Origin of the sequence: Caulobacter sp. NIBR1757 (assembly GCF_027912495.1) — a bacterium.
GTDB lineage: Bacteria > Pseudomonadota > Alphaproteobacteria > Caulobacterales > Caulobacteraceae > Caulobacter.
The window spans coordinates 4,015,711-4,028,079 of the sequence record NZ_CP115463.1 but is presented as its reverse complement, the minus strand read 5'-3'; the positions used below and the strand labels follow the sequence as shown (position 1 = coordinate 4,028,079).

Below are 12,369 nucleotides of genomic sequence, written 5' to 3'. Positions count from 1 at the left end.
TCCACTGCCGTCCGCCATGCTCCTCCCAATCAGAAAGGGAGGTTCCCATGCCCACGTCCACCGAAGGCTTCGCCCTCTTCGTCCGCCCCGAGAACAGCCAGTGGGTCTGGACGCTGATGGACCTGGAGGCCCGCGTCGCCGCCAGCGGCCAGGCTCATGACCGCGAAAGCGCCTGGCGCACCGGCGAGTTCGCCGCCGCCGCCGTCGGCGCCCTCGGCCGGGTCGGCCGGCGCAGTTTCTAGCCGGCCAGGACGAGCCGCATCAGCAGCTCGTCGACATAGTCCTCGCCGATCTTGAGGGCCCGCCGATCAAGCCCGTACGGCTCGAAGCCCAGGCTCCGGTAAAGGGCGATGGCGGCCTCGTTGTGGGCGGACACGGTCAGGGTCAGGTCCTCGACCTCGGCGCGGGCCTGGGCGATGAGCGCCGCCATCAGACGCTTGCCGACGCCAAGGCCGCGCGCCCTGGGATCGACATAGACCCCCCAGATGCCGCCCCGGTGGCGGGTCTTGACCGATTGACCGATCCGCAGGCCGCCGATGCCGACCAGCACCCCGTCCTTCTCACAGCCGGCGACAAAGGCGCTGGCCAGCGATGCGGCGGTCCTTTCCAGCGGTCGGTCGACCTCTTCCTCCCAGGACGAGCCGAAGGCGTCGGGATTGAGCCGCAGCCCGCCCAGGCGCAGCGCCTGGAACGCCGCCGCATCGCCTGCGCCGAGCCGCCGGACCTGAAGCGCGGCCGAGGTCATCAACAGTAGGCGACGCCGCCGTCGACGGTCAGTGTCGCGCCGACCACATAGTCCCCGGCCCGCGAGGCCAGGTAGATGGCGGCGCCGGCCATGTCCTCGTCGGTCCCGATCCGCCGGGCCGGCACGCGGGAGGCGACCGCGTCGGCCTGGTCGCGGGCGGCGATGTTCATGTCGCTGGCGAAGGCGCCGGGGGCGATGGCGCTGCAGACGATGTTGTCGGCGATGAGCGTCTTGGCCATGCGGCGGGTCAGGTGGATAAGCCCGGCCTTGCTGGCGGCGTAGGGATAGGTCTCCTGCGGATTGACCGCGATGCCGTCGATGGAGGCGATGTTGATCACCTTGGCCGGCCGCTCAAAGGTCGCGGCGGCGCGCAGCTCGGGGGCCAGCTTGCTGGTCAGGTAGAAGGGGGTCTTGACGTTGAGGTCCATGACCTTGTCCCAGCCCTTCTCGGGGAAGTCGTCGAACGGGGCCAGCCAGGCGGCGCCGGCGTTGTTGACCAGGATGTCGAGCTTGCTCTCATGCTGGCGATAGGCCGTGGCCAGCGCCTCCATCCCTTCCATCGTCGAGACATCGGCGGGCAGGGCGACGCAGCCCAGTTCCTCGGCCGTCTGGCGACAGGCGACCTCCTTGCGGGCGCTGATGTAGACCTTGGCGCCGGCGGCGATATAGCCGGCCGCGATCATCTTCCCGATGCCGCGCGAGCCGCCGGTGATCAGGGCCGTGCGGCCGGCGAGGGAAAAGAGATCGGACATCAGGGCGCTCCTCGTTTGCTTTGGGAGCGACCCTAAGGTCCGAAGTCGTAGCGGGCTAGAGCCCGTCAGGCGGAAGTGTTTGCGGTTCCGCCGCCCGGACGGGCTCTAAACGAAGAATCTAGACCCGAAGGGTCTAGTGGGCCCGCTTCAGCTCTTTCTTCAGGCGGGCTTCTTCCTTGGCGGCCGCCTTGCGTTCCTTGCGCTCGCGGCGCTTGGCTTCCAGCTCGGTCTCGGCGGCTTCGGCGCGGGCCTCGATCTCGGCCAGGCGCTTGGCCTCCTGGGCGGCCTTGGCGGCGTCCTTCTCGGCCTGGCGCTGGGCGCGGATGGCTTCGAGTTCCTGGGCCTTGCGGGTGGCGCGATCGACGAAGTTGGGGTCGGTCACGGTCGGCTTGGGCTTCATCCGCGCCAGCATGGCTTTCTTGGCTTCGGCGGCGGCGGCGATACGGTCATTGAAGCCGGTTTTCAGAGGATCTCGCATTCAGTCCTTCAAAGAGTCGGTGCTTGAAAAATTTGCGCCCGCCTCAAACCGCAGATTCCGCTGAAATGCAAGGTTCGGGAGGCGACGGTGATGTCCGAAAACCGCGAGACGCCGGCCCGGGTTCCCCGCATATTGGACGCATGGAGCTCGATCACGACGCCTGCTACCGCGCCATCCTGTCGCGAGACACCCGCTTCGACGGGCGGATTTTCGGCGGGGTGAAGACGACGGGCATCTACTGCCGGCCGATCTGCCCGGCCCGCACGCCCAAGCCCCAGAACATCACCTTCTACCCCAGCGCCGCCGCCGCCGAGGCGGCCGGTTTCCGCGCCTGCCTGCGCTGCCGCCCGGAAACCTCGCCGGACCTGGGGGCCTGGAAGGGCTCGTCCAGCACCGTCTCCCGGGCGCTGAGCCTGATCGAGGCCGGCGCCCTCGACACCGGCGATGTCGAAGCCCTGGCGGGGCGTCTCGGCGTCGGCGACCGTCAGTTGCGCCGCCTGTTCCAGACGCATCTCGGCGCCACCCCGATCGGCGTCGCCCAGACCCGCCGCGTCCTGCTCGCCAAGCAGCTGATCCATGAGACCGACCTGCCGATGGCCCAGGTGGCCCTGGCCTCGGGCTTCGGCAGCGTCCGCCGCTTCAACGAGACCTTCCAGGCCCTCTACAATCGGCCGCCGGCCACTCTGCGCCGCCGGTCGGCCTCGGCCCATACCGCCGACGGCGTCACCCTCAAGCTGCGCTACAAGCCGCCCTACGACTGGGACGGCCTGATCGCCTTCCTGCAGCTGCGCGCCATCCCGGGCGTCGAGCGGGTCGAGGGCGACCGTTACGCCCGCACCATCGAACTGGGCGGCGAGATGGGCACGCTGGCCGTCACCCCGGCCGGCAAGGATCAGCTGTCGGTCCAGGTCCGCTTTCCCCGCACCAGCGCCCTGCCGGCCATTCTCGCCCGCGTGCGCCGGGTCTTCGATCTTGCCGCCGACCCGGTTGCCATCAACGAGCACCTGTCGGCCGATCCCGACCTCGCCCCGCGCGTGGCGGCGCGGCCGGGCTTGCGGGTGCCCGGGGCCTGGGACGGCTTCGAGCTGGCCATCCGCGCCATCCTCGGCCAGCAGATCACCGTCCATGCCGCCGTCCTGCTGGCCGGCAAGCTGGCCGCCCAGTACGGCGAGCCGCTGCCCGAGGCCTGGGCGCAGGAGGGCCTCACCGTCGCCTTCCCGAGCCCCCAGCGTCTCGCCGCCGCCGACCTCTCCGGCCTGCCCATGCCCGGCGCCCGTTCGCGCTCGCTCGGCAGCATGGGCGCGGCGGCCGTCGCCGACCCGGCCCTGTTCGGCCCGCGCCAGGACCTCGAGACCGCGATTCGGGCTCTCAAGGCCCTGCCCGGCATCGGTGAATGGACGGCGCAGTACATCGCCATGCGCCAGCTGCGCGAACCGGACGCCTTCCCCGCCGCCGACATCGGCCTGATGCGCGCCCTGGAGACCCCGGACGGCGTCCGCCCCACCCCGGCGCAACTCCTCGCCCGCGCCGAGGCCTGGCGGCCCTGGCGGGCCTATGCCGCCCTGCATCTCTGGGCCGGCGACGCCGCCGCTATCAAGGGAAAGGCCGATGCCCGCAAAGCCGCCTGAGACCCTGACGATCGAACGCTATGCCTCGCCGATCGACGGCCTGTGGCTCGCCGTCGACGAGGACGGCATCTTGCGCCTGCTCCACTTCGACCGACCGGAAGAGGACTTCCAGCGCACGGTGCGTCGCAGCTATCCCAAGGCCCAGGTGGTCAAGGGCCGCGCCCCGCCGCTAGTCCGCGACAATCTCGACGCCTACTTCAAGGGCGACCTTCCGGCGCTGGAGCGTATCCCCACTCAGGCGGTCGGCAGCGACTTCCAGCAGTCGGTCTGGAACGAGCTCAAGCAGATCCCGGTCGGCGAGACCCGCAGCTACGGCGCCATGGCCCGCAAGATCGGCCAGCCCAGCGCCAGCCGTGCCGTCGGCCTGGCCAACGGTTCCAACCCCATCGCCGTGGTCGTGCCCTGCCACCGGGTGATCGGTGCCGATGGCAGCCTCACCGGCTTCGGCGGCGGCATCCCCCGCAAGCGCTGGCTGCTGGAACATGAGGGCGCCCACTACGTCGCCCCGACGGGAAAGCTGTTCTAGAGTCTGGCCTTCAAGGCCGACGCCCAGCGCAGGTAGGCGTCGCCGTTCAGATGGCGGCCGTCCAGGGAGTCCTCGTGGCTCAAGGCCCCGCCCGGCGCTACCGAGGGGTTGAGGTCCAGCCACTCGCAGCGGCCTGTCTCGCACAGCCTGCTGTAGGCGGCGTTGAGATCGTCGATCTTGCGGTTGGCCTGCGGATCGGCCGTGTAGAGCACCGATTGCAGAATGACCCGCCGTCCCTTCAGCCGGTCCATCAGAGCCGAGACGTTCGTGGCGCTGGCGCCGGCGCTCCAGTCGGCGGCCTTCAGGTCGTTGGTCCCGATCATCACCAGCACCGTCCTGGCCGAGGCGGGCAGGGAAGCATCCAGCCGGGTCAGCAAGGCGCCGCTCGTGTCGCCGCCGACGCCCCGGTTGGCGACCTGCGGGCCGATCAGTTCGGACCACTCGCCACCCTGGGTGATGGAATCGCCCAACATAATCACCGTCGGTCCTGAACCCAGGCGGCCGAACAGATCAACCCGGTGACGATAAAGGGCCCGGGTCTGTGGCGCGGTATCGCTCATGGCGCCGCCGGCGCGGGCGCGGGAGGAGACCCAGAGGTGGTCCGCAAACGCACCGATGGCCGCCGAGGCGAGCGCCCCGACGGCCATCAATGCCATCAGCGTGGAGCGCCTCACTGGCAGGCGAGGCATTCCTCGTAGTCGGTGCGGGCGGCGTCCTCGGCGCTGGCGCGGACCTCGTCCTCGCCGGCGTGGGCGGCCCGCTGCACCGACTTGGAGCGCAGGTAGTAGAGGCTCTTCATGCCCCGCTCCCAGGCGGTCCAGTGCAGCATGTGCAGGTCCCATTTGTCGACGTCGCCCGGCAGGAAGACGTTGACCGACTGGCTCTGGCAGATTTCCGGGGTTCGGTCGGCCGCCAGCTCGATGACCCAGCGCTGGTCCAGTTCGAAGGCCGTCTTGTAGACGTCCTTGTCGTCCTGGCTGAGGAAGTCGAGGTGCTGCACCGAACCTTCGTGGCTGAGGATGCTGTCCCAGACCTGCGGGGTGTTCTGGCCGTGGCCGTCCAGCACCCGCTCCAGGTAGGGGTTCTTGACCGCGAAGGTGCCCGACAGGGTCTTGTGGCTGTAGATGTTGGCCGGGATCGGCTCGATGCCGGCGCTGGTGCCGCCACAGATGATGCTGATCGAGGCGGTCGGGGCGATGGCCAGCTTGTGGCTGAACCGCTCCATGACGCCGCGGTCGGCCGCGTCGGGGCAGGGGCCCTTCTCCTCGGCTAGGGTCTTGGACGCCTTGTCGGCCTCGCGGCGCAGGTGCTTGAACAGGCGCATGTTCCAGCTCTTGGCCATGGCGCTCTCGAACGGAACGTTCTGGCCCTGCAGGAAGCTGTGGAAGCCCATCAGGCCGAGACCCACGGAGCGCTCGCGCTTGGCGGCGTAGACGGCGTTCTTGGCGTCGATCGGGGCGCGCTGGATGAAGTCCTCGAGCACGTTGTCGAGGAAGCGCATGACGTCCTCGATGAACTTCGGCTCGTTGCGCCATTCCAGGAAGGTCTCGGCGTTGACCGACGACAGGCAGCAGACGGCGGTCCGCTCATTGCCCAGGTGGTCCTTGCCGGTGTGCAGCATGATCTCGCTGCACAGGTTGGACTGGCGGACGCTCATGCCGAGGTCCTTCTGGTGCTGCGGCATGGCGCGGTTCACCGCGTCCGAGAAGATCAGGTAGGGCTCGCCGGTCTGCAGCCGCAGCTCCAGCACCTTCTGCCACAGCGAGCGGGCCTCGACTTCCTTCAGAACCTCGCCGGTCTTGGGGCTGCGCAGGCCGAACTTCTCACCGTCCCGCACCGCGTGCATGAACTCGTCGGTGATGTTGATGCCGTGGTGCAGGTTCAGGGACTTGCGGTTGAAGTCGCCCGAGGGTTTGCGGATCTCGAGGAACTCCTCGATTTCCGGGTGGTGGATGTCCAGGTAGACGGCGGCCGAGCCGCGACGAAGGCTGCCCTGGCTGATGGCCAGGGTCAGGCTGTCCATGACCCGGATGAAGGGGATGATGCCGCTGGTCTGGCCGGCGCCCTTGACCTTCTCGCCGATGGAGCGGACGCCGCCCCAGTAGGTGCCGATGCCGCCGCCGTTGGCGGCCAGCCAGACGTTCTCGTTCCAGGTGTCGACGATGCCGTTCAGCGAATCGCCGACGGCGTTGAGGAAGCAGCTGATCGGCAGGCCGCGATCGGCCCCGCCGTTCGACAGCACCGGGGTGGCCGGCATGAACCACAGGCGGCTCATGTAGTCGTAGACGCGCTGCGCGTGCTCGGGATTGTCGCTGAAGGCGGTGGCCACCCGGGCGAACATGTCCTGGTAGGACTCGCCCGGCAGCAGATAGCGGTCTTCCAGCGTGGTCTTGCCGAAGTCGGTCAGCAGCGCGTCGCGGCTGCGATCGACCTCGATCTTGGGGACCAGCGACAGCGCCGGTCGGTCGGCCAGCCAGGCTTCGGAGCCAGCGGCTTCACCCAAAGGAATCTGACGTGCAACTTCACCCATCATGTGCCCAAAACCCGTAAAACTATCAGCCACTTCAGACAGCCAACTCCGCCTGAAGACCCCATATCTTGTGGGCGAAGCGCCCCTCGAACCCACTATATGGGGCCACGGAGGCTAATGCTTCGTCAACGGGGTCGGAGGGGTGAGGGCGGACTTTTTCGTTAACAAGCTGTTGACGAAAGGTCGCACAAACGTCGCAAACCCAACAGGGCCGGGCGTTCCTGACGAACATTAAATCTCGCCTATGACACGAGCGTGATGATCCGTCGCAGGCAACCTCCGATGGCCGGCCAGCCGGTCACACCATCCGGGGTATAACCCAGCCGCACAACAATTAGGCGCCGGGACGGAACACCCAATATGAGTTGTCCATCCAGGCCCCTGGCGTGGAAGGCGTCGGTGGGCGATCCACCCAGCAGGGCCGGGCCGGCGGCCGGTCCATGGGCCCCTTCGAGCCACCAGCCGGCGCCGTAGGTCGGTTCCACGGTCGGGGAACGGGCGAATCGCGTCCAACCTTCAGGCAGGATTCGCCGGCCATTCGCCAGGCCGTCGCCCAGGTAGAGACTCCCCAAGGCCGCGTAGTCCCGCGCCGTCGCCCACATCAGCGAGCCGGCATAGAAGGTCCCCTGCGGGTCGAACTCGAAGAGGGCGCCGGGCATGCCGGCGGGGGCGAACAGGCGCCGGCGCATCCAGTCGGCCATGGCGGCGCGGAGCTGCGCCGGATCACTCAACCCGGGGAACAGCCGGGCGGTCAGCTCGCGGGCGATCAGATGATAGGCGCCGGTTGAGTAATTCCACGTCGTTCCGGGCGGCTTGCGCTGGCCCGGCCGGCTGGCGGCGAATTTGGCGACATCGAGCCGGCCGGACCCGAACAGCAGGCGTGAGGCGTCGGAGGCGATGGCGGCCGGCTGGCGCGCCTCGTTCCACGGCAGGCCGTCGGTCAGGGTCAGCAGGTGGCGCAGGGTGACGCCGGCGTCCGGCGGGAGGGAGACGGGCCGGTCTATGTCGAGGCCGTCGTGCAGGACGGCGGCGCCGACCAGGGCGTGGGTCGCGGACTTGGCGGCGGACCAGCTGACGTGGCGGGTCGTGGCGCTGTGGTCCGGCCCGTATCGCTCGAGCAGCGTCTTGCCGTGCTGGATGACCAGCAGGGCGTCTGTGCGGCCTTGGCGAGGATCATGTGATGCGGCCTGCCAGACGGCGTGGAGCGTGTCGGGCTGCCTAAGCGGTTTGCTCAAACCAAGGGCGGGCAGGGAGCCCAGGCCAAACATGAGTTCGCGACGACGCATGGCCCATCCTAGACCCTTCTCCCGCTTGTCGGGAGAAGGTGGCCGCGAAGCGGTCGGATGAGGGCAGCGCCGGCCTATGACGACTATCCTTGGTGAGGCTGACGCAGGAGCTATCCGGAACGGCCAGCGCTGCCCTCATCCGACCCCCTTCGGGGGCCACCTTCTCCCGACAAGCGGGAGAAGGAATCGTTAGTGTGCCAAGTCACCGAACGCCGTTTGACTCTTCCGCCAATTCCGCCACTGGCGGCCCGGCTCTCCCAACGGTAGGTTCCGCGCCAATTCGATTTCCCGGAGTCCTGCGTCGATGAAGTCCCTGCTTCTGGCCACGGCCATCGCCATCCTGCCCATGACGGCCTTCGCGGCCGATCCCCTGTTCGACCAGGCCCGCCTGACCGAACATGTGAAGGTTCTCTCGGACGACAGCTTCGAGGGCCGCGGACCGGCCACGGCCGGCGAGACCAAGACCGTCGCCTACATCGCCGAACAGTACGCCAAGGCCGGCCTGCAGCCCGGCGGCGACAAGGGCAAGGACGGCAAGCGGGCCTGGACCCAGGACGTGCCGCTCGGCCGCTTCGACATCGACGGCGCTGTGGCCGCCAGCTTCACCGTCGGCGGCAAGGCCGTTCCCCTGGTCCAGGGCGACGACATCGCCATCCGCGCCAGCATGACCGGCCAGAAGGCGGTGTCGCTGAAGGACACGCCGATCGTCTGGGCCGGCTATGGCGTCAAGGCTCCGGAGCGGAACTGGGACGACTTCAAGGGCCTGGACGTCAAAGGCAAGATCATTGTCGTGCTGATCAACGACGCCGACTTCGAGACTGGCCAGGGGGATTTCGGCGGCAAGGCGATGACCTACTACGGCCGCTGGACCTACAAGTACGAGGAAGCGGCCCGGCTCGGCGCCGCCGGCGTTCTGATCGTTCACGAGACAGGCCCGGCCTCCTACGGCTGGGCGACGGTCAAGAATTCCAACACCAACACCATGTTCGACATCGTCCGGAAGGACGCGACCAAGGCCCACACCGCCGTCGAAAGCTGGATCACCCGCGACGTCGCCGTGAAGCTGTTCGCTGACGCCGGCCTCGACTTCGAAGCCGAAAAGAAGAAGGCCCAGAGCCGCGACTTCCAGCCCGTCGAGCTCAAGGGCGCCACCTTCTCCACCGACTTCAAGGTCAAGCCGGAGGTCATCGTTTCCAAGAACGTGGTCGGCCTGCTGCCTGGCAAGACGCACCCGGACGAATACGTCATCTACTCGGGCCACTGGGACCATCTCGGCATCGGCCGTCCCGACGCCAAGGGCGACAGCATCTACAACGGCGCCGTCGACAACGCGACCGGCACCGCCGCCGTCATCGAGATGGGCCGCGCCTTCGCATCAGGTCCGCGCCCGGACCGCTCGATCGTCTTCCTGACCGTGACGGCCGAGGAAAAGGGCCTGCTGGGCTCGGAATACTACGCCGCCAACCCGGTCTATCCGCTCGGCAAGACGGTGGCGGTGTTCAACACCGATGCGCTCAGCCCGCTCGGCCCGACGCGCGACTTCAACGTCTCGGGCGATGCGAAACAGGACCTGCTCGACCTGCTGATCGCCAAGGGCAAGGCCGAGGGCCGGGTGTTCACCCCCGATCCGACCCCGGAGGCTGGCCACTTCTATCGCTCCGACCACTTCCCCTTCGCCAAGCGCGGCGTGCCGGCCATCTCGTTTGGATCGGGCATCGACGTCATCGGCGGCAAGCCGGGCGAGGCCATGGCCTGGGCCGAGGCCTACACCAAGGACAAGTATCATCAGCCGGCGGACGAATGGTCGGCCGACTGGCGGATGGACGGCATGGTCGCCGACCTGACCCTGTTGCATGACCTGGGTTCCGACCTCGCCAACAGTCGCACCTGGCCCGAATGGGGCGAAGGCTCGGAGTTCAAGGCCACCCGCGACGCGACGAAGGCTGAGCGAAAGTAGGGACGCGGCGATGACCGCCAGCGTCTTCGACCTGTTCAAGCCGGGCGTCGGTCCGTCGAGCTCCCACACCATGGGGCCGATGACCGCCGCCGCCCGCTTTGTCGCCGAACTCAAGGCCGGCGGCCTCATCGCCGGCGTCCAGCGGGTGCAGGTGAAACTGTACGCCTCCTTGGCCCTGACCGGCCGGGGCCACGCCACCGACCGGGCGACCATGCTGGGGCTGATGGGCTTCGAGCCGGCCGGGCTCGACCCCGACGCCGGCGACGCCGCCCTGGAGGCCCTGCGCACCAGCGGCCGGATGAGCCTGGGTGGCCAGACCGACCTCGCTTTCGACGAACAGGTCGACATCATCTGGGCCGGCCGCCAGCGCCTGCCGCAACACCCCAACGCCATGACCCTGACCGCCTTCGACGGTTCGGACGGCGTGGTCCTGCAGCAGACCTATTTCTCCATCGGCGGCGGCTTTGTCTGCGAGGAGTCCGAGATCGGCCGCAACGCCCCGGCCGAAGAAACGCCGATCCCCTATCCCTTCGACAGCGGCGCCGAGTTGGTCGAGAAGGCCGAGGCGGCCGGCCTGACCATCGGCGAGCTGATGATGGCCAACGAGATCGCCCGCGCGCCGGAAGCCGTCGTGCTCGAACGCCTCGACGCCATCTTCGGGGCGATGGAGGCCTGCATCGACCGCGGCATGCGCATCGGCGGCCAGCTGCCGGGCGGGCTCAACGTCAAGCGCCGCGCCAAGCAGGTGCATGAGGCGATCATGGCCAAGGTCGAGCGCCAGATCAGCGACCCGCTCGCGGCCATGGACTTCGTCAACCTCTGGGCCCTGGCGGTGAACGAGGAGAACGCCGCCGGCGGCCGGGTGGTTACCGCCCCGACCAATGGCGCGGCGGGTCTGATTCCGGCGGTGCTGCGCTTCTACGACCGCTTCCTGCAGGGCACGCCGGAGGGCCGCCGCACCTTCCTGCTGACCGCCGCCGCCGTCGGCGCCCTCTACAAGAAGAACGCCTCGATCAGCGGCGCCGAGGTCGGCTGCCAGGGCGAGGTCGGCGTCGCCTGCTCGATGGCCGCCGCCGGCCTGGCCGCCGTCATGGGCGGCAGCAATGCCCAGATCGAGAACGCGGCCGAGATCGGCATGGAGCACAACCTCGGCCTGACCTGCGATCCCATCGGCGGCCTAGTCCAGATCCCCTGCATCGAGCGCAACGCCATGGGGGCCATCAAGGCCATCGACGCCGCCCGCCTGGCCATGCTGGGTGATGGCCAGCACTCGGTCAGCCTCGACAAGGTCATCGCCACCATGAAACGGACCGGCGAGGACATGAACGAGATCTACAAGGAAACCTCGCTCGGCGGCCTGGCGGCGGGGATGCCGGTCAACCGGGTGGAGTGTTAGGACCAGGACAGCTGGTTCTTCGGCAATCGGCCTTACGGATCGTGCACGGTGATCCGGCAAGGCTTGTCCTGCCCCCACCGCCAGAGCACCAGATTGCGGTCGTCCGCCGTGGACCCCGGCGCGAAGCTGGGCGCGATGACCCCGATGACCCCGTCGGCGATCAGACGGGTTGCCATGGCCCAGGTTTGCGGTGTCCTGCCTTCATGGGCCAGCAGCATCCAGCCACAGGCCAGATCGCTCCCGGCGACGCCGGCCGCCTTCAGACCCGCCGCCGTGGTCAGATCGACGATGTTCTCGCAATCGACGTCGTAGCTGCACAGCACCAGCGGTTCGATCTTCAGGGCCAGGCCCTGGCTGGCCTCCTTGATCGCCGTCATCGGGGCGAGACCGAGATACAGCGCCGGCATTCCCTTCGGATTGAACCGCCCGCCGTGGATCGCCGCGCCATCGCCCGACAGCGGGCTGAACGACCAGCGCGGATCGTGCGCGCGGTAGGCTGTCCCCCGAAACCTCATGGGCGAAATCTCAGGCGAAGCCGCCCAAGGCCAGATGGTCGAGATAGTCCCGCACCAGCCCGGCCTTGCCCGACTTGACCAGCGCCTCGGCGGTACGGCCGTCGAGCGCCGCGATCGGCTGGGCCCGGTACCAGGCCATGGCCTGGGTGCGTCCGCCGGCCCAGGCCTCGAGCCGGGTGATGATCTCGATCAGTTCGGTGACCCGGGCCTGGGTCTTGGGGGCGTTGCGGCGGGCCGCCTTCTGCAGGGTGTCGGCGGCAAGGCCGACGGTCTCGGCCAGTTGGCCCTTGGTCATGTTGAACACCTCCGCCGTGCGCTCGACATCGACGCCGTCGGCGCCCAGCAGTCCGCCGAACGGGGCGGCTTGAAACCGCGCGCCCGCCTCGGCGACGCCGGGATAGCCATGGGCGGGCATTTTCTTGCGAGTAGACATGCCGGTAATATGTCCCAAAAATAGGTCAAAATCAAGGGCATTGAGCGCGAGATCGACTCGCCGCTGAACAGCCGGGGCTCGGGGCCCGGCGGGCGTATTCAATAACGTCTTCCTTGGCCGGAG

13 protein-coding genes are annotated in these 12,369 nt (G+C 68.4%); 5 read left to right on the top strand and 8 right to left on the bottom strand.

Annotated features, from left to right (window positions below; genetic code table 11):
• The first annotated feature begins 47 nt into the window (after nucleotides 1-47).
• Nucleotides 48-242 carry a hypothetical protein gene (locus O5I81_RS19365; protein ID WP_271066502.1) on the top strand — a complete coding sequence of 65 codons (195 nt, stop codon included), beginning with the start codon at nucleotides 48-50 and terminating at the stop codon, nucleotides 240-242.
• Here the strand turns inward: O5I81_RS19365 and O5I81_RS19360 are convergent.
• The 3 genes from O5I81_RS19360 to O5I81_RS19350 all read right to left on the bottom strand — a co-directional run bounded on the left by O5I81_RS19360 (nucleotide 239) and on the right by O5I81_RS19350 (nucleotide 1,975).
• Nucleotides 239-745 (bottom strand): GNAT family N-acetyltransferase, encoded by a 507-nt coding sequence (locus O5I81_RS19360; protein WP_271066501.1) that lies wholly within the window; start codon nucleotides 743-745, stop codon nucleotides 239-241. The two genes, O5I81_RS19365 and O5I81_RS19360, sit on opposite strands and share 4 nt — an antisense overlap.
• Entirely contained in the window at nucleotides 745-1,497 is a 753-nt protein-coding gene (locus tag O5I81_RS19355; protein WP_271066500.1) for an SDR family oxidoreductase, read from the bottom strand. Before O5I81_RS19355 ends, O5I81_RS19360 begins: the two co-directional genes overlap by 1 nt.
• A gap of 133 nt (nucleotides 1,498-1,630) precedes the next feature.
• Nucleotides 1,631-1,975 carry a DUF6481 family protein gene (locus O5I81_RS19350; protein ID WP_271066499.1) on the bottom strand — a complete coding sequence of 115 codons (345 nt, stop codon included), beginning with the start codon at nucleotides 1,973-1,975 and terminating at the stop codon, nucleotides 1,631-1,633.
• A gap of 140 nt (nucleotides 1,976-2,115) precedes the next feature.
• Between O5I81_RS19350 and O5I81_RS19345 the strand changes: the two genes are divergently transcribed.
• Entirely contained in the window at nucleotides 2,116-3,603 is a 1,488-nt protein-coding gene (locus tag O5I81_RS19345) for an AlkA N-terminal domain-containing protein (RefSeq protein ID WP_271066498.1), read from the top strand.
• On the top strand, nucleotides 3,584-4,129 hold the full coding sequence (locus tag O5I81_RS19340) for a methylated-DNA--[protein]-cysteine S-methyltransferase (RefSeq protein WP_271066497.1): 546 nt from the start codon (nucleotides 3,584-3,586) through the stop codon (nucleotides 4,127-4,129). The genes O5I81_RS19345 and O5I81_RS19340 overlap by 20 nt, the downstream gene beginning before the upstream one ends.
• Here the strand turns inward: O5I81_RS19340 and O5I81_RS19335 are convergent.
• The 3 genes from O5I81_RS19335 to O5I81_RS19325 all read right to left on the bottom strand — a co-directional run bounded on the left by O5I81_RS19335 (nucleotide 4,126) and on the right by O5I81_RS19325 (nucleotide 7,945).
• Complete coding sequence (locus tag O5I81_RS19335) at nucleotides 4,126-4,785, bottom strand: GDSL-type esterase/lipase family protein (protein WP_271066496.1); 660 nt, start codon at nucleotides 4,783-4,785, stop codon at nucleotides 4,126-4,128. The two genes, O5I81_RS19340 and O5I81_RS19335, sit on opposite strands and share 4 nt — an antisense overlap.
• Nucleotides 4,786-4,799: 14 nt before the next feature.
• Nucleotides 4,800-6,632 carry a ribonucleoside-diphosphate reductase subunit alpha gene (locus tag O5I81_RS19330; RefSeq protein ID WP_271066495.1) on the bottom strand — a complete coding sequence of 611 codons (1,833 nt, stop codon included), beginning with the start codon at nucleotides 6,630-6,632 and terminating at the stop codon, nucleotides 4,800-4,802.
• 269 nt (nucleotides 6,633-6,901) lie between these two features.
• Nucleotides 6,902-7,945, bottom strand: a complete 1,044-nt coding sequence (locus O5I81_RS19325; RefSeq protein ID WP_271066494.1) for a serine hydrolase — start codon at nucleotides 7,943-7,945, stop codon at nucleotides 6,902-6,904.
• A 304-nt stretch (nucleotides 7,946-8,249) separates the two neighbouring features.
• Between O5I81_RS19325 and O5I81_RS19320 the strand changes: the two genes are divergently transcribed.
• Together O5I81_RS19320 and O5I81_RS19315 are read left to right on the top strand one after the other, a co-directional pair.
• Nucleotides 8,250-9,902, top strand: a complete 1,653-nt coding sequence (locus O5I81_RS19320; RefSeq protein WP_271066493.1) for a M28 family metallopeptidase — start codon at nucleotides 8,250-8,252, stop codon at nucleotides 9,900-9,902.
• 10 nt (nucleotides 9,903-9,912) lie between these two features.
• Nucleotides 9,913-11,298, top strand: a complete 1,386-nt coding sequence (locus O5I81_RS19315) for an L-serine ammonia-lyase (RefSeq protein WP_271066492.1) — start codon at nucleotides 9,913-9,915, stop codon at nucleotides 11,296-11,298.
• Nucleotides 11,299-11,330: 32 nt separating this feature from the next.
• On the opposite strand, the gene O5I81_RS19310 is transcribed toward O5I81_RS19315, so the two are convergent.
• Both O5I81_RS19310 and O5I81_RS19305 read right to left on the bottom strand, forming a co-directional pair.
• Complete coding sequence (locus tag O5I81_RS19310) at nucleotides 11,331-11,813, bottom strand: RES domain-containing protein (protein ID WP_271066491.1); 483 nt, start codon at nucleotides 11,811-11,813, stop codon at nucleotides 11,331-11,333.
• Between the two features lie 10 nt (nucleotides 11,814-11,823).
• Nucleotides 11,824-12,246 (bottom strand): antitoxin Xre/MbcA/ParS toxin-binding domain-containing protein, encoded by a 423-nt coding sequence (locus O5I81_RS19305; RefSeq protein WP_271066490.1) that lies wholly within the window; start codon nucleotides 12,244-12,246, stop codon nucleotides 11,824-11,826.
• Nucleotides 12,247-12,369 lie beyond the last annotated feature (123 nt).